We start from the raw sequence: 19,428 nt of genomic DNA, 5'->3' as shown, positions 1-19,428 counted from the left end.
TGAACAATCCTATGCGGCGGCCGCATGCCACCGGTGAGCGGAGGCTGATTGCTGCGTCGCAACAGGGCCGGCATATCACGGGTGAACAAGAGCAAGACACGTCCCCCGACTTTGGAGAAGGCCATGATCCTCTTCACCTCCTCGACCCAGAACATCGCCGCCCCGGTCTCCGGCAGCTGGAGCCTCAAGGCTCTCGTCCGCGAGATGCTGAACTCGTGGCTCGCCCACCACCAGCGCCTGGCCGACAGCGGGATCGGCGGCGACCTCTGAGTCACCGTCTCGCGCGTCGGAATCGCCGCGCTCAGAGCGCCGCCCGCACCGCCGCGCTGAGCTGACCGGCCTCGGCCCGCGGCAGCTTCAGGTAGCGGGCGCCCATCGCGTCCGCGACCGAACGGGCCTCGTCGCCCCGGGTGCCGGTATCGATCACCAGGGCCGGCAACCCGGCCGCTCGCAAGGCGCGCGCCGCCTGCAGGGCCTCCGAACCCGCCCGTGCGCGGCCGCCCTCCCCCGAACGGGCGACATTGGCGCGCCCGTCGGTCAGCAGTACGATCGCCGGCCGGCTGCCGCCGCGGCGCACGCCGAGGGCCACCGTGATGGCGGCGTCGATCCCTGCTGCGAGCGGCGTCCCGCCCCCGCCCGGCAGCCCCGACAACCCGCGCTTGGCCCGGGTGAGGGAGCGGGTCGGCGGCAGGACCAGCTCCGCGCCGGTGCCGCGGAACGCCACCAGCGCCACCCGGTCGCGCCGGACATAGGCTTCGGCCAGCAAAAGTTCGACGGCGCCCTTGGCCTCCGCCAGCCGCTCCAGGGCCGCCGAGCCCGAGGCGTCGACGCAGAACACCGTGGTGGTCTCGGTCCGCTGCCGCAGGATTCGGATCCGCAAGTCGTCCCGCCGCACCACGATGGCGCGCGTCTCCGCCGCATTCCGCCGTAAAGCCTGCCAGGGCGCCGCCGTCCGCAAGGTGGCGAGCAGGTCGAGGCGTCCCCGCCGCGGGTCGCCCCGCCGGCTGCCGACCGGGCGCCCCGTGCGGGCGGAGGCCGCCTGCCCCACCCGGCCCGCCTTCGCGGCCGCGAGATGCTGGCCACCCGCCAGCAACTGGTCGAGGAGGTTGGGCGGGATCGCGGCGCGCACCGCCTCAAGCACGATGTCGTCCGGCGCCTCCGCGGCGGCCGGATCCGCCCTCTCCTGCCCGGGCTGTTCCTGAGGCGAGTCCGCCGGCGGCGCCTCCGCGGTCTCGGGGGCTGGCTCCTCGGGCGCCGGCAGGCGCGTGGCGCGCGGTGCCAGGACGAGGCGCGCGGCCGACACGATCTCGGCCTGGCCGATCGGCCGCGCTCCCGCGAGGGCGCGCGCCACCCGTGCCGACAGGATCGGACCGCGCAGGGACGCGATGCCGAAGGCCTCGGCCAGGGCGCAGAGGCTGCCGACCGGGTCCGGCTCCGGAGCGCCCGGGGCGGGTTCTGGCACGGGCGCCGAGGCCTCCGCGCGGCCGAGGCCGTGCAGATTGATCCGGAAGGCGAGGCGATCGGCCAGCGCCTCGGCGACGGTCTCGTCCGCCTCGCCCTCGTCGAGGAGGATCAGGCCGAAACGGGCCGGCTGATCCGAGGCCATGCCGGTATCCAGAACGGCCGCGAGACGGGACGCGGTGCCGGGTGACAGGCGCTCGGCCATGGGGACGACGACGATCCCGCCATCGACCTCCGCCAGCAGGCCGGCCCGGGAGATCGGACGGCCGGCCGCCAGGGTCGCCGCGAGGTCGAGGCCGCCGAGCAGGGCATCGTCGCCGATGCCGGGGGGCAGGCGGCGCCAGGGTGTTCCGGGCGTGAGCGCGGCGCGCAAGGCTTCAAGCCAGCGCTCGCGGATCGGGCCGGGGGCGGCGCGCAGCACTGCGCCGCCGAGCCCGTGCGGGTCGGCGGCGAGCAGCCGGGCGGCAAGGTGGGCGTCGGCCCAGGATGGAGTGCCCCCGTTCTCCCCTGCGGAGCGACGATGGTCACGCATCGGCGTGTGCAGGCCGCCACCGGCCGCCATTCTCGCGCGGGAGAGGGTTGGGGTGAGCGGCGAGGAGGTTCAGGACAGGGCACGGCTTCGATGCGCGTCGAGGGCGCGTCGTCTCCCGACGCCACGCACCCCTCCTCACCCTGTCCCTCTCCCTCGAGGAGAGGGGACCGGCGCGCTGTCCTGAAACCACGCGACTCGGGCCGCAGGCTGGGTCCGCTGGTGTGGCGGCGAAGGGTGGCGCGCCCGTCACGCAAACACCTCCGCCAGCGCCCGCTCCACGCGGGCGGTGGATCCGGATTCGTCCAGCGGGTTGCGGCGCAGGCGGTGGCGCAGGGCCGCCGGAGCGATGCGGCGGAGGTGGTCGTCGGTGACGTCTCCGACGCCGTCGAGGGCCGCGAGTGCCCGGGCGGTCCGCATCAGGGTCAACTCGCCGCGCAATCCGTCGGTGCCGAGCGCCAAGCAGAGCTGCGCCGCGCGCTCCAGGGCCGCATCCGGCACGGTCACCGTTGGCAGGCGCTCCCGCGCCAGCAGGATTCGCTTTCGAATCGCAGCCTCGTCCCGGGCGCGGGCGGCGCAGAACCCCTCCGGATCACGCTCGTAGGCGTCCCGGGCACGCACCACCGCGATGCGGGTGGGGATGTCCTTCGGGGTCACGACCTCGCAGGCGAGGCCGAACCGGTCGAGGAGCTGCGGGCGCAGCTCCCCCTCCTCCGGGTTGCCGGACCCGACCAGCACGAAGCGCGCCGGGTGGCGCAGGGACAGGCCCTCGCGCTCGACCGTATTGACGCCGGAGGCCGCCACGTCGAGCAACAGGTCGACGAGGTGGTCCTCAAGGAGGTTGACCTCGTCGATGTACAGGAAGCCGCGATTGGCCCGGGCGAGCAGGCCCGGCTCGAAGGCCTTCACGCCGGCGCCGAGCGCCCGCTCAAGGTCGAGGGTGCCGACGACCCGATCCTCGGTTGCGCCGAGCGGCAGGTCCACCACCGGCACCGGTTTTTTTTCGGACTTTCTCCGCGCCCCCGGCAAGCTCGCGCAGTGGGGGCAGGATTCCGCCGGGCTGTCGGGGTCGCAATTGTACGGGCAGCCGACCATGGCCCGCATCGGCGGCAGCAGGGCGGCCAGCGCCCGGATCGCCGTGGACTTGCCGGTGCCGCGGTCGCCGAAGACCAGCACGCCGCCGACGGCCGGGTCCACTGCCGCGATCAGCAGCGCCTGGCGCATCTCGTCCTGGCCAACGATGGCCGAGAAGGGGAAAGTGGGCACGCGTTGCCTCGATGCTGCGGGGGCATCCAACCCACCCCCTCATCCTGAGGTGCCGAAGCGCAGCGGAGGTCTCGAAGGAGATCTCCAGAATTCGCGCGGCTGGCTGGAGCCCTCCTTCGAGGCCCGCTCCCGCGGGCGCCCCGGGATGAGGGTGCGGGTGGGGGAACGGAAGCCTACTCCGCCGCCTTCTGGCGGAGCCCGATCCGCCCCCAGATCGTGGTGAGCGCCTCGACGAGATGGGCGATGTCGGCATCCGTGTGCAGCGGCGACGGGGTAATCCGCAGCCGCTCGGTGCCGCGGGCGACCGTCGGATAGTTGATCGGCTGCACGTAGATGCCGAACTCGTCGAGCAGGGTGTCGGAGATCCCTTTGCAGAGCACCGGATCGCAGACCATCACCGGCACGATGTGGCTGTCGTTGGGCATGGTCGGGATGTCGGCGGCCTCCAGGGCCTGCCGGACCTTCGCGACGCGCTCCTGATGGCGGGCGCGCTCGCCGCCGCTTCCCTTCAGATGGCGGATGCTCGCCGCCGCGCCCGCCGCGACGGCCGGGGGCAGCGAAGTGGTGAAGATGAAGCCCGACGCAAAGCTGCGCACGAAGTCGCAGAGCTTCTCCGAGGCCGTGATGTAGCCGCCATGCACGGCGAAGGCTTTGCCGAGCGTCCCCTCGATCACGTCGAGCCGGTGGGCGACGCCGTCGCGCTCCGAGATGCCGCCGCCGCGGGCACCGTAGAGGCCGACCGCGTGGACCTCATCCAGGTACGTGAGCGCCCCGTGGGCCTCGGCCACGTCGCAGATCTCGGCGATCGGCGCGATGTCGCCGTCCATCGAGTAGACCGACTCGAAGGCGACCAGCTTGGGTCGGGCCGAGTCGATCAAGGCGAGCTTGCGGTTCAGGTCTTCCGGATCGTTGTGGCGGAAGATGTGGCGCTCGGCGCGGGAGAACCGGATGCCCTCGATCATCGAGGCGTGGTTCTCGGAATCTGAGAAGACCGCGCAGTTCGGCAGGCGCGAGGCCAGGGTCCCGAGCGCCGCCCAGTTCGATACGTAGCCGGAGGTGAACAGCAAAGCCGCCTCCTTGCCGTGGAGGTCGGCGAGCTCGCGCTCCAGGAGCACGTGGTAGTGGTTGGTGCCCGAGATGTTGCGGGTGCCGCCGGCGCCCGCGCCGCAGCGGTCGATCGCCTCGTGCATTGCCCCGGTGACGGCCGGGTGCTGGCCCATGCCGAGATAATCGTTGGAGCACCAGACGGTCACGGGTCGCGTGCCGCCGGCATGGTGGTGGGTCGCGTGCGGGAAGTTGCCGGCGTGGCGCTCGAGGTCGGTGAAGACCCGGTAGCGCCCCTCCCGGTGGAGCCCGGCGATTTCAGCCCCGAAGAAGGTCTCGTAGTCCATGTCGCCTCTCCCCGAACAAATCCTGCGGGTTGATCCCGCCTGTGACACCGGTTTTCGCACAAGACCAGTTCCAGATTGGTGGACGTGCGTCGCCCGTTGATGGTCCCTCGGCTCTACACAGGATCCCGCGGTCCCGCCGCGTCCCCGGATGCCCGGGCCGGCAGGCTCCAGCGCCACAGCTCCGCCGAGGGCAGCGGCAGCATCAGGAACCAGTGCTCCAGGGTGGCGAGCGCGGTCAGCGTCGCCAGGACCGTGAAGCCGATCAGCTCGTGTTCCAGCAGGTCCGGGCCCAGAGCCGCGCGCCCGAGCAGCGCCGCCGCGATGGTCCCGAGGCTCACCGAGACCGGGAACAGCAGGTTCATCGGCTTCCGGGATAGGTAGCAGGCGAGGTAGCCGAGATGGTCCGGCAGGAACTCGGCGTGGAGGTTGCGCACCCCCAGGAACAGGTTGAGCCGTGCCGAGAGGTTCATCACCACCAGCGTGCCGTAGGTCCACAGGGCGAAGCGGTTGGGACTGCCCCAGACGAGCGCCAGGATCGCAAGGCCCCCGATCACAATGGCGAATTCGTGCCACAGGCTGGTCGCGAGCGCCGCCAGGAACCGGTCGAACCCCCGCACCCCCGGCGCGCAGGCGGCCGGTTTCGGGCCCGATAGGAAGCCCATATAGTAGCTCATCTCCTGCCAGCCCCAGACGACGAGCGCCGCCGTGAAAGCCGTGTAGGCCCCCGTGGCGCTCGTGTCGGCGGCGCTGGACCGGATCGCCACCAGCGCACCGGCGAGCAGCAGCGTCGCCCCGGCCATGCTCCACGGATGCGTCCGTCGCGGGGCGTGGTCGAGCAGCAGGATCAGCCCGGTGGAGAACCACCAGAGCAGAACCGCGTACAGGACCGGGGCGGCGTAGGTCCCCATTCTACCAGACCGGCTGAAGGCGGATGTCGGCCGGTAGGGCGTTGGCCTTGACGGGCAGCAGATAGAGCCGCGCGAAGGTGAAGGCCGCCCGCGCCGCGTGGACGCCCTGCAGGACCTTGCCGGCAAATCCGCCCTTCGCCTTGGCGTCGGCGATCGCCCGGGAGCAGGCGAGCAGCCGGTCGAGCCCCGCCTTGAACTTCGGATTGTCGAGGTCGAGTTCCAGCGGGAAGGTCTGGCGGGAGATCTCCGAGGTGATCCGGAAGACCTTGAAGTCGTAGTCGGTCGGGTCGACTCCGAGCGCCGCGTGGAAGGCCGGGCGGTGATGGTCGCGCACATACATGGTCGCGAAGACAGCGAGCAGGAAGAACCGGATCCAGTACTGGTTCACGCCGCTCGTCAGCTTCGGATTCGCGCGCATCAGGAGCGCGAAGGCTTCGCCGTGGCGGAACTCGTCGTTGCACCATAGCTCGAACCACTTGAAGATCGGGTGGATGCGCCGCTCCGGGTGCCGCTCCAACTCGCGGAAGATCGTGATGTAGCGGGCGTAGCCGATCTTTTCCGAAAGATAGGTGGCGTAGAAGATGAATTTCGGTCGGAAGAACGTGTATTTCTTGGATTTTGTAAGAAAGCCAAGGTCCACGCCGATGCCGAAATCCTTCAGCGTGTCGTTGATGAAGCCGGCATGCCGCGCCTCGTCGCGGCTCATGAAGCCGAACAGTTCCTGGATGTCCTTGTTCTTCGCCCGCTTGCGCATCTCGGCGTATAGGACGCAGCCGGAGAACTCGGCGGTGATCGACGAGACCAGAAAATCCAGGAACTCCTTCCGCAGCTCGGGCTCCATCTGCGACAGGTCGCAGTCGAACTCCGCGTTGCGTGTGAAGTGGCGCTTGTTCGGATCGGAGCGCAGCTCGGCGATGAGCACGTCCCAGTCGCGCCGCACCGGCTCGACATTCGTCCGGTCGAGCTCGTCGAAATCGGTGGTGTAGAAGCGGGGCGACAGGAAGGTCGTCTCCTGCGCGGCCTTGGTCGATTCGTTGACCGGCGTCTTCGGGACCGGCTGTCCGATGGTCGGGGTGACGGGCGCGTTCACAGCTTCCTCCTCTCGGAAAAGCTGACCTCGTAGAGTTCGGTCAGCTCGAGATGGGCGATGAGCTTGGTCCAGACCCGCTCCAGCGCCCCGGCCCGGGTGATTGTGGCGGTGCGGCGCACCATCAGCCGCTCGCCATAGGGCACCGAGGTCGGCGCGTCGTGAACCTGGACCTCGTCGCCGGGCTCGATCTCGAAACCGGCATCGAGGATCACGTGCGCGTGCAGGCTCTCGGGCGTCTGCTCGATCTCCACCGTGCAGGGCACGGTGACGGTGCGGCCGCCGAACAGGCCCATCACCGCGTCTCCGTGGCTGGCGCGCCGGGCGCGGGCATCAGCCGGGCGAACGACCCGGCATTGGTGGGGCCGAAGGCCTCCAGGGGCACGCGGCGGCCGGTGGCCTCGTCGGCCAGCGCGAGGCGGCCGTCGTCGTAGCGGGTCAGGCTGAAGGGTTGCTCGGGACCAAGACCCTCGCGCTGCCGGGCCTGAGCGAGGCCCCGCAGTGTCCCGCGCAGGAAGCCGTCCTCGCCGGGGCGGATCCACGCGACGATGTGCCGGTCGGCGACGTCCCGCAGGGCGATCGAGCCGTCGACCTGATCCTCGGCACGGAATTCGAGCCGCGCCAGCGCCTTGGCGGGCGGCAGGGCGACGAGGCCGACGCCCTCGCTCCGGCCGATCAGGACCGCCAGCATGGTGAAGCCCATCAGCGCGCCCGCGCCGATCATCAGCAGCGCCGGTGCCGGTCCCGAGGCTGCCGGCCCCGTGGCCCGGCCGGTGCCCTCCGCCCGCTCGCCCATCGTGCCCCTCCCTACTCGGCCGCGACGAGGCGACCGGGATTCTCGCCCGCGCGCCCGAGCTGCGCCACCCGAACCGGCGGCGCGGTGCCGTCGGCATGGGCCGCGAGGGCGCGTGCCAGCAAGGCCGCCGCAGCCTCCGCCTCCGGCACGGAGCGCAGCATGGGCTCCGTCCGGGCGAGACGCCAGGGGCGGACATGCGGCCAGATATGAAGGTAGGCGATACGGAGGCCCGGCCGCAACCGTAACGGCAGGTCGCCGCTGCCATCCGTGAAGGCGCGCAGGGACGCGCTCTCGATCTGCGCGAAAGGCAGGTTATGGGTCACCGGCAGAGCGATGCCGGCCTGCAGCACGACGCGGCGGTTGGTCACCGTATAGAGCGTCGTCCGGTGGCTGAGCCAAGCGAGCAGCCAGAGCAGCGCGACGGCGCCGGCACCGATCACCAGGGTCGGCCCCACCACCGTCAGCGCCGCCGCGGGGGATCCCGCCGTGAGGCCGAAGGCTAGGGCGCAGACCGCAAACCACGCGATCACCAGGCGGGCGTGGAATACCCGGACCAGAAGGCCGGCGGTGGTCGGCGCACTCTGCCAGAGAATGCGCTCGCCCGCTGGCAACGGGCCGGGCAGACCCCGCAGGGTACCCTCAGGGAGGAAGTCGCCGCTCATATCAGGGGCTCCGCCCGGGCCGGCGTGGCGTAGAGCGTGCCGGCGCCGAAATACGACATGATCCGCTCCTCCTCGAGGAAGGTCACGCTGTCGGGATCACGGGTGGCCGGGATGTCGGCGAACTGGCTGGCGAGCAGCGCCTCGGTCGTCACCGTCTTGGTGAAGCCGCCGGCCCGGCAGAAGGTGGCCGGCATCAGCCGGCGGCCGCCCGTCGGAAGTTCAACCTCGTAGTAGCGGATCAGCGACTCGCCGCGGTCGACCCAGACGTCGCTGATGACGCCCGCCACGGCATCGTCGGTGCCGAACACGGTCATGCCGATCGGATTCGGGCCGTCCTCGTGGATGACGAAATTCTTCGCCACCCGCAGGGGTACGATGCGGATCTCCTCGTCCCAGGTCCGGTCGTGCACGTCGTGCCGCAACACCCAGGAGCCGGGACCGACGCCGGCCTGAAGCGAGGCGTCCGTGCGCTCGTAGGGGGCACCCGGCCAGGGCTCGACCTTGCGGGCCGGGATGCCGGTCTCGATGTCGTTTCGGCCGTGTACCGCCTGCGGTGCATAGGTGGTCTCGCCGCCGGGGAGGTGGAAGGCCTTGGACCGGGGGATCAGGATCGGATCGTCCGCCTTGCGGCGGCCGACGGCCTCGTTCTCAAGCGGGTAGCCCTCCCGCCGGTCCTCGCGGCGCAGCCAGAAGACCAGCCCGGCGAAGAAGATGAAGAACGCGTAGAGCACGACCTGAGCGACGTCGACATAGCCCGTAAGTGCGCCGGTTGGCATGGATGTCCTCCCCGAATGTCAGGCCGTCCGGCCGGCAAGGCCGTTGGCGATGCGGTCCCGATCCTCTGTCCGCGCGTCCTCACGCACCAACGGTCCGAGCGCGAGCAGCGCCGCGAACAGCAGGGCGATCTCGATGTGGTAGACGATGAGGTAGCCGATCGCGGGCTCGTTCATGCCCTCGCCGAGCACGCCCGACTGGGCGATGGCGCCGCCCACGTCACGCACGAGGCCGCTCGCCGCGATCGACAGACCCGCGGCGGTCGCCTGCACGGCGCCCCAGGCGCCGAGCGCCAGCCCGGTATCCTCGGGGCCGGCGCGGTTCATCGAGGCGGTGAGGGTGCCGTGGGCGAACAGGCCGCCGCCGAGCCCGATCAGGCTGACGCCGGCGGCGAACAGGTCGGCCGAGGCCAGGGGCGCGGCGAAGACCACCGCCGAGAAGGCGAGGATCCCGATCCCGACGCCGACGCCTGAGACCCGGAACGGATCGCCGCCGCGGCCGAGCCAGCGCGCCGCGATCAGCAGGCCGAGGCCGCCGCCGGCGGCCAGCAGCGCGGTCAGCGCCGTGGTGGCCGCCACCGAGAGGTGCAGGATCTGGCCGCCATAGGGTTCGAGCAGGATGTCCTGCATGGAGAACCCTGCGGTGCCGAGCCCGATCGCCACGAGGCGCCGCTGGGCGGTGCCCTGCCCCGCATAGGCCCGCCAGGAGGACCGGAAGTCGCGCTGCGGCGCTTCCCGGCTCCGATTGGGGTCGCGCGGCTCCTGCTTCCACAGGGCGAAGCCGTTGAGGATGATGGTGACCAAAGCCGCGCCCTGGATCACCTGGATCAGGCGCACCGGCGAGAAGTGGGCGAGGAACAGACCGAACACCACCGCGCTCGCCATCATCCCGAACAGCAAAGCCGCGCAGAGGAGCGCCACCACCTTTGGCCGTGCATGCGCGGGGGCGAGGTCGGTGGCGAGCGCCAGCCCGACGGTCTGGGTCGTGTGCAGGCCGGCGCCGACCAGCAGGAAGGCCAGGGCCGCCGCCAGGTCGCCGACCCAGAGCGGCCCGGTCGTGTCCCCCGACAGGATCAGCAGGGCGAACGGCATGATCGCCAGCCCGCCGAACTGCAGCAGCGTGCCGAACCAGATATAGGGCACCCGCCGCCAGCCCAGCACCGAGCGGTGCGTGTCGGACCGGAAGCCGACGAGCGCCCGCAGGGGGGCGAAGATCAGCGGCAGGGCCAGCATCATGGCGACGATCCAGGCCGGGACGCCGAGTTCGACGATCATCACCCGGTTGAGGGTGCCGATCAGCAGCACCGCGGCCATGCCGACGGTGACCTGGAACAGGGCAAGGCGCAGGAGGCGGCCGAGCGGCAGCTCGACCGTGGCGGCATCCGCGAACGGCAGGATCGCCGGGCCGAGGCGCATGAGGGCGGCTGTGAGCGTGCGTCCGGATCTCACGGGGCGGATCCTTCCGTCCGATCAATCCCCCTCATCCTGAGGTGCTGCACAGCAGCCTCGAAGGAGCCCTCCAGGGATCGCGCGGCTGGCTGGAGCTCTCCTTCGAGGCCTCCGTTGCGCTCCGGCACCTCAGGATGAGGGTGAGGTTGGGAGGCACGTTGGGTGCGCGTCAGCGCCACCGCGTTCGAGAGATAGAACCCGCTGTTGATCCGGTGGCTCTGCGCCCAGGCGAAGCCGTCGAGCGCGTGCTCGGACGAGATCCGCCGCCGTAGCCCATGCTCGGTCACTGGCACGATCGCCGGTGAGCGGTCGCCCCGCGGAAAGAACTGTCCGGCTGCATGCATCAGCGTCAGCAGCGCCGTGCGCGGCGCCACGGTGAACAGCATCGAGCCGTCCGTGCGCGCGCCCAGCACCGTCAGCGCCCGGGCGATGTCGGCGGCGCGGTAGTGGATCAGCGAATCCATCGCCACCACGTGGTCGAACCGCCCGAGCCCCGGATCGAGCATGTCGCCGACGCGGAAGTCGATGCGGCCCGCTCCCGGAATCGCTGGCAGCCGCTCCCGTGCGAGGCCGACCAGCGTCGGCGAGACGTCGATGGCGACCACCTCGGCGCCGCGCTGCGCCGCCTCGACGCTGAGCGCCCCGGTGCCGCAGCCGGCATCGAGCAGGCGCAGGCCGGTCATGTCGGCCGGCAGCCAGGACAGCAGCGTCGCCCGCATGGCGTCGCGCCCGGCCCGCACCGTGGCGCGGATCCGGCTCACCGGGGCGTCCGAGGTCAGGCGCGACCACGCCTCGACCGCGGTGCGATCGAAGTAGGTGGTCAATTCGCCCCGGCGGGCGTCGTAGCTGGCGCTGGCCATCGGTCGGACCCCAAACTCAATCGAAACCGAGGAACTCGAACAGGTCGCGGTCCTTCATTGGGACCGCCTCGCAGGGCGCGGCGCCCGACCAGAGCGTCTCCGCGAGCCGCATGTACTCGGCGGTCACGGCGTCGAGCTCCGGGGACGAGTCCATCTCGAACAGGGTCGACTTCTTGAGCCGCGAGCGGCGGACCACGTCGAGGTCGGGGAAGTGGGCCAGCCGCTTCAGGCCGACCGCGTCGTTGAACCGGTCGATCTCGTCGGTCTTGGCCGAGCGGTTGGCGATGACGCCACCCAGGCGCACCGGGTAGTTCTTCGACTTGGCGTGGATCGCCGCCACGATCCGGTTCATGGCGAAGATCGAGTCGAAATCGTTGGCGGTGACGATCAGCGCCTGATCGGCGTGCTGGAGCGGCGAGGCGAAGCCGCCGCAGACCACGTCGCCCAGCACGTCGAACACCACGACGTCGGTGTCCTCGAGGAGGTGGTGCTCCTTTAGGAGCTTCACGGTCTGGCCGACCACATAGCCGCCGCAGCCGGTGCCGGCGGGCGGGCCGCCGGCCTCGACGCACATCACGCCGTTGTAGCCCTCGACCACGAAATCCTCGACGCGCAGCTCCTCGGAGTGGAAGTTCACCGCCTCCAGGGCGTCGATCACCGTGGGGGCGAGGCGCTTGGTCAGCGTGAAGGTCGAATCGTGCTTCGGGTCGCAGCCGATCTGCAGCACCCGCTTGCCGAGCTTGGAGAAGGCCACCGACAGGTTCGACGAGGTGGTCGACTTGCCGATCCCGCCCTTGCCGTAGACCGCGAAGACCTTCGCGGTCTCGATCTTCAGGTCGGGGTCGAGGGCGACCTGGAGGCTCCCCTCCTCCTTCCGGGCGACGACGGGATTGCGGATCGCGATGTTCATGCGGCCACTCCTGCGGTGACGCCTTCCAGGCGGTCTTCCAGCTCCTCCTCGGCCCGGTCGAGGGCGTCGCGCATCTCTGCGTCGGGGGTCCAGAAGCCGCGGCGGTGCGCCTCGATCAGCCGCTGGGCGACCTTGGCGGAGGCGGTGGGGTTCAAGGCGGCCATGCGCTCGCGCATGTCCTTGTCGAGGACGTAGGTCTCGGTGATCCGTTCGTAGATCCAGGGCTGGACCGCGTTGGCGGTGGCCGACCAGCCGACCGTGTTGGTCAGGTGGGTCTCGATCTGGCGCACGCCCTCGTAGCCGTGGCCGAGCAGGCCCTCGTACCATTTCGGGTTGAGCATCCGGGTGCGCGTCTCCAGCGCCACCTGCTCCTCCAGGGAGCGGACGCGCCCCTCCCCGCGGGTCTGGTCGCTGATGTAGATCGGCACCGACTCGCCCTTGGCCCGGGCCACGGCCCGGCCCATGCCGCCGAGTCCGTCGAAGTAGTGGTCGACGGAGGTGACGCCGACCTCGACCGAGTCGAGGTTCTGGTAGGCCATGTCGACGGAGGCGAGCACCGCCTGCATCAGGGCGCGCTGCGGCGCCGGGCGGCCGGTGCGGCCGTACGCGAAGCTCTTGCGGCGCGAGAAGGTCTCGCACAGCTCGGCATCGTCGTCCCAGTTCCCGGAATCGACCAGGTGGTTGACGTTGGCGCCGTAGGCCCCCTCGGCGTTGGAGAAGACCCGCAGGGACGCGGTCTCCAGATCGCAGCCCTGCTCGAGCTGGATCGCCAGGGCGTGCTTGCGGACGAAGTTCTGCTCCAGCGGCTCGTCGGCGGTGGCGGCGAGGTATGAGGCCTCCGCCAGGAGCTTGGTCTGCAGGGGCAGGAGATCGCGGAAGATGCCCGAGAGGGTGACTACCGCGTCGATGCGCGGGCGGCCGAGGGTTTCCAGGGAAATCAGCTCGGCGCCGCTGAGCCGGCCGTAGCCGTCGAAGCGGGGGCTTGCGCCGATCAGCGCGAGCGCCTGGGCAATCGGGCCGCCCTCGCTCTTGAGGTTGTCGGTGCCCCACAGGACCAGGGCGACGCTCTCCGGGCAGGGTTTCCCGTCCGCTGCGAAGCGCTCGAGGATGCGGGCGACCTGCCGGGCGCCGTCCGCCACCGCGAAGGCCGAGGGCAGGCGGTAGGGATCGAACCCGTGCAGGTTGCGGCCGGTCGGCAGGATGGCGGGATTGCGCAGCAGGTCGCCGCCGGCCACCGGCGGCACGAAGCGGCCGTCGAGCGCCCGCAGCAGCGCGGGGACCTCGTGGTCTTGGGCGAGCAGCCGGTCGGTCTCGGCGAGGCTCGCGAAGGCGGCGCGGGTCTCGGGATCGCCGGGCAGACCGGAGGCCGCGAACGCCGCTTCGGTGCCGGCTCCGGCGACCAGTGCGTCGAGGCCGGCGCGGTCCGGCTTCAGCCCGTGCGAGGCCTCGGCCAGGGCGAGCAGGAGGTCGACCCGCTCCTCCGCCGGGACGCCGTCGCCGACCACGTGCAGCCCGTGCGGGATCAGGGTCTGCTCCAACTCCTGCACGGCGGACCAGAGGGCGCCGACCCGGGCGCCGAGATCGCCGGTCCAGACCGGCTCGGCGGCGACGAGATCGAGGGCCGCGCCCTGGTCCTGAATCATCCGGGCGAGGCTCTCGCGCTCGGGTCCAGCGTCGAGGTCGAGGCCGCGCCAGCGCTCCATCGAACTCTTCAGGTCGATCAGCCCGCGGTAGAGCCCGGCGGCCGCGAGGCTCGGGGTCAGGTAGCTCACGAGCGTCGCGGCCGAGCGGCGCTTGGCGAGCGTCCCCTCCGACGGGTTGTTGGCCGCGTAGAGGTAGACGTTGGGCAGAGCCCCGATCAGCCGCTCCGGCCAGCAGGCCTCGGACAGGCCGGTCTGCTTGCCGGGCATGAATTCGAGCGCCCCGTGGGTGCCGAAATGCAGCACGGCGTCGGCGGAGAAATCCTCGCGCAGGTAGCGGTAGAAGGCCGAGAAAGCGTGGGTCGGCGCGAAGCCGCGCTCGAACAGCAGCCGCATCGGGTCGCCCTCGTAGCCGAAGGCGGGCTGGACCCCGACGAAGACGTTGCCGAACTGGGCGCCCAACACGAAGATCTCGGCGCCGTTGGTCTGGTGGCGGCCCGGCGCCGGACCCCACTGAGTCTCGATCTCGGCGAGGTAGGGCTCGCGCCGCAGGTGATCCTCAGCCGGGATGCGGGCATGGACGTTGGCCTGGGTGCCGTAACGCTTGGCATTGCCGTCGAGGATCGCCGCGCGCAGGGCATCGACGCTCTCCGGCACCTCCACGGCGTAGCCGTCCGCCGCCAAGCCCTTCAGCGTGTTGAGGAGCGAGGCGTAGACCGACAGGAACGCTGCCGTGCCGGTGGCGCCGGCATTCGGCGGGAAGTTGAACAGCACCACGGCGAGCCGGCGCTGGGCCTTCGCTGTCCGGCGCAGGGACACGAGTTGCGTGACCCGCTCGGCGAGACGCGTGGCCCGCTCGGGATGGACCCGCATGTCGCGGGAATTGTCGCTGCCCGACGCGGCGGAGCGGCCGCCGAACACCATCGGGGCGGTGGCGCCGTCGAGTTCGGGGATGGCGACCATCATGGTGGCCTCCACCGGCGACAGGCCGCGCTCGCCCGCCTCCCACTGCTCGAGGGTCTGGAACTCCAGCGCCTGGGCGGCGAGGTAGGGCACGTCGAGCCGGGCCAGCATCGCTTCGGCGGAAGCGGCGTCGTTGTAGGCGGGGCCGCCGACCAGGGAGAATCCGGTGAGGGACACGAGGGCGTCGATGCAGGCGCGCCCGTCCCGCATGAAGAAGGATTCCACCGCCGGGCGGTTGTCGAGGCCGCTGGCGAAGGCGGGCACCACGTCGAGGCCCTTCGCCTCCAGGGCCGCGATGACGCCGTCGTAATGGGCGGTGTTGCCGGCGAGCACGTAGCTGCGCATCACCAAGAGTCCGACGCGGCCCTTCGCGCCGGGGAGGCGCGGCAGCCGGGACGGGTCGGCGCCGATCCGGCCGGGCAGGCGCGGGTGGTAGAGACCGGTCTCGGGATAGTCGAGGGGCGCGGGGGGCGCCGGCCCGTCGCGCCACGCCGCCCGCGTGCCCGCCGCGTAGCGGTGCACGAGGAAGCGCACCAGGGCGGCGACGTTCTCGTCGGAGCCCGCCAGCCAGTATTGCAGGGTGAGGAAGTAGGCACGCACGTCCTGCGCCGAACCCGGGATGAAGCGCAGGATCTTCGGCAGCTTGCGCACCAGGGCCATCTGCCGGCCGGCATTGCCCTGCTGGCCGGGCTTGCCGCGCAGCTTCTTGAGGAAGTCGAGGGCGCTGCGCTTGTTGCCGCTCATGTCGAAGCGGCCGAGCCGCGTCGTCTTCACCACGTCGCTCGCCGAGAGGCAGCCGATCATCGCGTCGCAGGCCTCGCGCCGGGCCGCGAGCGCCGGCAGGATCGCCCGGACATGCTCGTCCATGAACAGCATGGCAGAGAGCACGATGTCGGCCTGCGCGATGTCGGCCCGGCAGGCTTCCAGCGTCGACGGGTCGGTCTCCCACTCGGCCGCCGCGTGGAAGCCCAGTACCAGTCCGGGCATCTCGGACCGGAGGCGCAGGCGCGCCCGTTCCACCGCGCTCGCCAAGTGATTGTCGAGCGTGACGATGACGATGCGGATCGGCGGCCTAGCGGCCGTAATGCGCTTTGGCATCGTAGAGGGTCTCGATCGTGATGAGCGGCAGGTGCCGCTCCCGGGCGAAGGTCTCGGTGTTGGTGCGCGCCTTCCCGCGCACGAAGAACGGGATCTTCTTCAGCTCCTTCTCGGCCTCGGGCGACCACGCGGTCGCGGCCGGCCGCTCAAGCAGGATCGGACCGGGCGCCGGCGTCGGAGGGGTGTCGGCCCGCGCCCGGTCCGCGGCCTCGAACGCCTCGTCCGCCGGAGTCCCGAAGGACTTGCCGCCGAGATGCGAGGGGCCGACACCGTCGTGGAATTCGGGATCCTCCCGGAACATTCCGAGGAGGTGCTCTTCGAGGCCCATCATCAGCGGATGGACCAGGGTGTCGAACAGGACGTTGGCGCCCTCGAAGCCCATCTGCGGGGCGTAGCGGGCCGGGAAGTCCTGGACGTGGACCGGGGCAGAGATCACCGCGCAGGGGATGCCGAGTCGCTTGGCGACGTGGCGCTCCATCTGGGTGCCGAGCACCAGTTCCGGCGCGGCCGCGCGGATCGCCGCCTCGACGTCGAGGTAATCGTCGGTGATCAGCGCCTCGATGCCGTGCTCGGCCGCCTCGGCGCGGACCTCGCGGGCAAATTCCCGGCCGTAGGTGCCGAGTCCGACGAGTGTGAAGCCGAGTTCCTTGGCGGCGACCCGGGCGATGCCGATGGCGTGCGTGGCGTCGCCGAACACGAAGACGCGCTTGGCCGTCAGGTAGGTCGAATCGACCGAGCGCGAGTACCAGGGCAGCCGCGAGCCGGGGCCGTCGAGCACCGGTGCCGCATCGATCCCGGCGAGGCCTGCGACCTCCTCGACGAACCGGCGGGTGCCGCCGACGCCGATCGGCAGCTCTTTCGTGAACGGCTGCCCAAAGGACTTCTTTAGGTACTCCGCGGCCGAGCGGGCGGTCTCGGGATAGAGCACCACGTTGAAGTCGGCGTCCCGGAGGCGGCCGAGATCGGCGGGCGTGGCGCCGAGCGGCGCGACGACATTCACGGCCACGCCGAGGGTGTCGAGCAGGCGGCGGATCTCGATCAGGTCGTCCCGGTGGCGGAAGCCCAAAGCCGTCGGCCCGAGGATGTTGCAGAGCGGGCGCCCGCTTGGCTCCCGCGCGGGGCGCGCGCCAGGTGCTCCGGCGAGCGCCCGGACGAGTCGATAAAAAGTCTCTGACGCGCCCCAGTTCTCCTTCTTCTGGTAGGCAGGCAGCTCCAGCGGGATCACCGGGATCGGCAGGTCGAGGGCCTTGGCGAGGCCGCCCGGATCGTCCTGGATCAGCTCCGCGGTGCAGGACGCGCCGACGATCATCGCCTGGGGCTGGAAGCGCGCATGCGCGGCGGCGACCGCCGTCTTGAACAGCTCGGCCGTGTCGCGGCCGAGATCCTGGGCGCGGAAGGTGGTGTAGGTGACGGGCGGGCGGGCATCCCGCCGCTCGATCATCGTGAACAGCAGGTCCGCGTAGGTGTCGCCCTGCGGCGCGTGCAGCACGTAGTGCAGCCCGGACATCGCCGTGGCGACGCGCATTGCGCCGATATGGGGAGGACCCTCGTAGGTCCAGAGGGTGAGCTGCATAGCGCTACACCTCCAGCAGGGCGCGGCGGCGGAGCGGGCGCACGAACAGCTCGGCGAGGTCGCCGGCCTGCTCGTAGCCCTGCACGGGCGTGAACAGCAGCTCGATCGACCACTTCGTCGAGAGCCCCTCGGCCTCGAGCGGGTTGGCCAGCCCGAGGCCGCAGATCGTGAGATCCGGCCGCGCCGCCCGGCAGCGATCCATCTGGTCGTCGAGGCTCTGGCCCTCGGTGACTCGCGTACCCAGGGGCAGCCACTCGATCTCGGCGGCGAGATGCCCCCGGTGCAGGTAGGGCGTCCCGACCTCCACGAGCTCCGCGCCGAGCTCCCGGGCGAGGAAGCGGGCGAGCGGCACCTCCAATTGCGAATCGGGGAAGAAGAACACGCGCTTGCCGGCGAGGCGGTCGCGGTGGGGCGCGACGGCGGTGCCGGCGCGGGCGCGGCCCGGCGCGGTCGCGGCCTCAAAGGCTTCGTCGGAGACGCCGAACGCCTCGGCCGCCGCCCGCAGCCAGCCGGTGGTGCCCTCGGCGCCCAGCGGGAACGGCGCGGGGAGCCGGCGGGCGCCGCGCTCCTCGAGGGCGCGCGCCGTGTCGGTCAGGAAGGGCTGGGCCAGCAGGTAGCGGGTGCCGCGCCCGATGGCCGGCATCGCGCCGGACCGGCGGGCGGGCAGGAACCGGACGTCCACGATGCCCATCGCGGCGAAGATCCGAAGAAACTGGTCCTCCACCACGTCGGCCAGCGCACCGACCACGAGGAGAGAGGGCACCGCCGCGTCGGCCTCGCGGGGCAGGTCCGGAACCAATGCGGCGAGGCAGGCATCCTCGCCCTGCGTGAAAGTCGTCTCAATGCCGGATCCCGAATAGTTCAGCACCCGCACCGGGTTCAGGCGCCCCGACAGGCGCTGCGCGGCCCGGGACAGGTCGAGCTTGATCACCTCGGACGGGCAGGAGCCCACCAGGAACAGGAGCTTGATGTCCGGCCGCCGCTCGATCAGCCGGGTGACGACCCGGTCCAGTTCCTCGTTGGCGTCGGCGAGGCCGGCCAGGTCGCGCTCGTCGATGATCGCGGTGGCGAAGCGCGGCTCGGCGAAGATCATCACGCCGGCGGCGGACTGGATCAGGTGCGCGCAGGTGCGCGAGCCGACTACGAGGAAGAACGCGTCCTGGATCTTCCGGTGAAGCCAGACGATGCCGGTGAGGCCACAGAACACGGCCCGCTGACCCTGCTCCTGGCGCAGATCGATGCCGCCGCAGGGCGGCTGGTGAGCCACAGGAGCGTTCATGGCAGCGCTTCCGCGAGACGCGGCGCGTGGCCACCAGCACTCTCCAGCCGCGCTGCCCGGAGCTTCAGAAGGAACTGGGCGGCGTTGACCACGTAGGCCACGTAGGCCGCCAGCGCGAGGAGCAGCAGCGCCTGCCCGCTCATGGCGCCCGTGGCGAGGGCCGCGAGATAGGCGGTGTGGAGGGCCAGCACGAGCATGCTGACCACGTCCTCCCAGAAAAAGGCCGGGGCAAACAGCCAGCGGCCGAACACGACTTTTTCCCAGATCGAGCCGGTGACCATGATCGCGTAGAGCGCCAAGGTCTTCACGACGACCGAGATCTCGGCCGCGAACTGACCTTCGCCGGTGACCAGAGCACGGAGCACCAGGACAAGACTGATCAGGAAAATCGCGAACTGCACCGGTGCCAGCACCCCTTGGACCAGGGTCCAGGGTGAGGAATCACGCCGGCGCCGTTCGGCGAACGTGTAGAGCGGTTGTGCCGGTCGGCCCTCGGGGCCCATGCATCCGCTCCCTCGTGCTCGGCGCCACCGGTGGCTCCGTCGTTGACAGAGGCTAGGGCGGAGGTGCCAGAAGTGTCAAGTGTACTTGACGGTTTTGGGACATGACAGCGCGTGAGACATTTTTTCTTTCAATAAGATCATTGCCAAGATCGCCAGGAAGCGTATCGTCGGCTCTACGGCAGAGATTGCCGCAGTTTGGCTTGTCAGCCCCAGGAACTGACGGACACGAAGAATAGGCAGGCGAGCAACGCCTCACCGAATGCACGCACGGTGCTGCCGG

General features: G+C 70.9%; 17 protein-coding genes. 1 reads left to right on the top strand and 16 read right to left on the bottom strand.

The window, feature by feature from the left end; translation table 11 throughout:
* The first annotated feature begins 123 nt into the window (after nt 1-123).
* Complete coding sequence (locus CIW48_RS33120) at nt 124-270, top strand: hypothetical protein (RefSeq protein WP_173009180.1); 147 nt, start codon at nt 124-126, stop codon at nt 268-270.
* A gap of 31 nt (nt 271-301) precedes the next feature.
* Here the strand turns inward: CIW48_RS33120 and CIW48_RS05165 are convergent, their stop codons facing one another.
* From CIW48_RS05165 to bchF, 16 genes are all read right to left on the bottom strand, one after another.
* On the bottom strand, nt 302-1,993 hold the full coding sequence (locus CIW48_RS05165; RefSeq protein ID WP_149309655.1) for a magnesium chelatase subunit D: 1,692 nt from the start codon (nt 1,991-1,993) through the stop codon (nt 302-304).
* A gap of 246 nt (nt 1,994-2,239) precedes the next feature.
* A complete protein-coding gene (gene bchI / locus CIW48_RS05160) occupies nt 2,240-3,256 on the bottom strand; it encodes a magnesium chelatase ATPase subunit I (RefSeq protein ID WP_149309653.1) in 1,017 nt (338 codons plus the stop codon).
* Between the two features lie 173 nt (nt 3,257-3,429).
* Nucleotides 3,430-4,647 carry a 5-aminolevulinate synthase gene (gene hemA, locus CIW48_RS05155; protein ID WP_149309651.1) on the bottom strand — a complete coding sequence of 406 codons (1,218 nt, stop codon included), beginning with the start codon at nt 4,645-4,647 and terminating at the stop codon, nt 3,430-3,432.
* A 113-nt stretch (nt 4,648-4,760) separates the two neighbouring features.
* The gene (gene puhE, locus CIW48_RS05150) at nt 4,761-5,555 is read right to left on the bottom strand and encodes a putative photosynthetic complex assembly protein PuhE (RefSeq protein ID WP_149309649.1); all 795 of its coding nucleotides are present in this window, start codon (nt 5,553-5,555) and stop codon (nt 4,761-4,763) included.
* 1 nt (nt 5,556) lies between these two features.
* Nucleotides 5,557-6,645 carry a magnesium-protoporphyrin IX monomethyl ester (oxidative) cyclase gene (gene acsF / locus CIW48_RS05145; RefSeq protein ID WP_149309647.1) on the bottom strand — a complete coding sequence of 363 codons (1,089 nt, stop codon included), beginning with the start codon at nt 6,643-6,645 and terminating at the stop codon, nt 5,557-5,559.
* Nucleotides 6,642-6,938 (bottom strand): hypothetical protein, encoded by a 297-nt coding sequence (locus tag CIW48_RS05140; protein WP_149309736.1) that lies wholly within the window; start codon nt 6,936-6,938, stop codon nt 6,642-6,644. Before CIW48_RS05140 ends, acsF begins: the two co-directional genes overlap by 4 nt.
* A complete protein-coding gene (gene puhC, locus CIW48_RS05135; RefSeq protein WP_149309645.1) occupies nt 6,938-7,438 on the bottom strand; it encodes a photosynthetic complex assembly protein PuhC in 501 nt (166 codons plus the stop codon). Before puhC ends, CIW48_RS05140 begins: the two co-directional genes overlap by 1 nt.
* 11 nt (nt 7,439-7,449) lie before the next feature.
* Nucleotides 7,450-8,100 (bottom strand): photosynthetic complex putative assembly protein PuhB, encoded by a 651-nt coding sequence (puhB, locus tag CIW48_RS05130; protein ID WP_149309643.1) that lies wholly within the window; start codon nt 8,098-8,100, stop codon nt 7,450-7,452.
* Nucleotides 8,097-8,876 carry a photosynthetic reaction center subunit H gene (puhA, locus tag CIW48_RS05125; RefSeq protein WP_149309641.1) on the bottom strand — a complete coding sequence of 260 codons (780 nt, stop codon included), beginning with the start codon at nt 8,874-8,876 and terminating at the stop codon, nt 8,097-8,099. The genes puhB and puhA overlap by 4 nt, the downstream gene beginning before the upstream one ends.
* Nucleotides 8,877-8,894: 18 nt before the next feature.
* Nucleotides 8,895-10,322: a BCD family MFS transporter gene (locus CIW48_RS05120; protein ID WP_149309639.1), complete on the bottom strand. Its 1,428-nt coding sequence runs from the start codon at nt 10,320-10,322 to the stop codon at nt 8,895-8,897.
* Nucleotides 10,319-11,182: a magnesium protoporphyrin IX methyltransferase gene (gene bchM / locus CIW48_RS05115; RefSeq protein WP_149309637.1), complete on the bottom strand. Its 864-nt coding sequence runs from the start codon at nt 11,180-11,182 to the stop codon at nt 10,319-10,321. The genes CIW48_RS05120 and bchM overlap by 4 nt, the downstream gene beginning before the upstream one ends.
* Nucleotides 11,183-11,198: 16 nt before the next feature.
* A complete protein-coding gene (gene bchL, locus CIW48_RS05110; RefSeq protein WP_149309635.1) occupies nt 11,199-12,092 on the bottom strand; it encodes a ferredoxin:protochlorophyllide reductase (ATP-dependent) iron-sulfur ATP-binding protein in 894 nt (297 codons plus the stop codon).
* Nucleotides 12,089-15,793 (bottom strand): magnesium chelatase subunit H, encoded by a 3,705-nt coding sequence (locus CIW48_RS05105; protein ID WP_149309633.1) that lies wholly within the window; start codon nt 15,791-15,793, stop codon nt 12,089-12,091. Before CIW48_RS05105 ends, bchL begins: the two co-directional genes overlap by 4 nt.
* On the bottom strand, nt 15,768-17,366 hold the full coding sequence (bchB, locus tag CIW48_RS05100) for a ferredoxin:protochlorophyllide reductase (ATP-dependent) subunit B (RefSeq protein ID WP_149309630.1): 1,599 nt from the start codon (nt 17,364-17,366) through the stop codon (nt 15,768-15,770). The genes CIW48_RS05105 and bchB overlap by 26 nt, the downstream gene beginning before the upstream one ends.
* A 4-nt stretch (nt 17,367-17,370) precedes the next feature.
* Nucleotides 17,371-18,645: a ferredoxin:protochlorophyllide reductase (ATP-dependent) subunit N gene (locus CIW48_RS05095; RefSeq protein WP_149309627.1), complete on the bottom strand. Its 1,275-nt coding sequence runs from the start codon at nt 18,643-18,645 to the stop codon at nt 17,371-17,373.
* Nucleotides 18,642-19,148, bottom strand: a complete 507-nt coding sequence (bchF, locus tag CIW48_RS05090) for a 2-vinyl bacteriochlorophyllide hydratase (protein WP_149309625.1) — start codon at nt 19,146-19,148, stop codon at nt 18,642-18,644. Before bchF ends, CIW48_RS05095 begins: the two co-directional genes overlap by 4 nt.
* Between the last annotated feature and the right edge of the window lie 280 nt (nt 19,149-19,428).

The organism is Methylobacterium sp. P1-11, assembly GCF_008329595.1.
Classification (GTDB): Bacteria; Pseudomonadota; Alphaproteobacteria; order Rhizobiales; family Beijerinckiaceae; genus Methylobacterium.
This window is presented reverse-complemented; position numbering and strand designations above follow the sequence as displayed.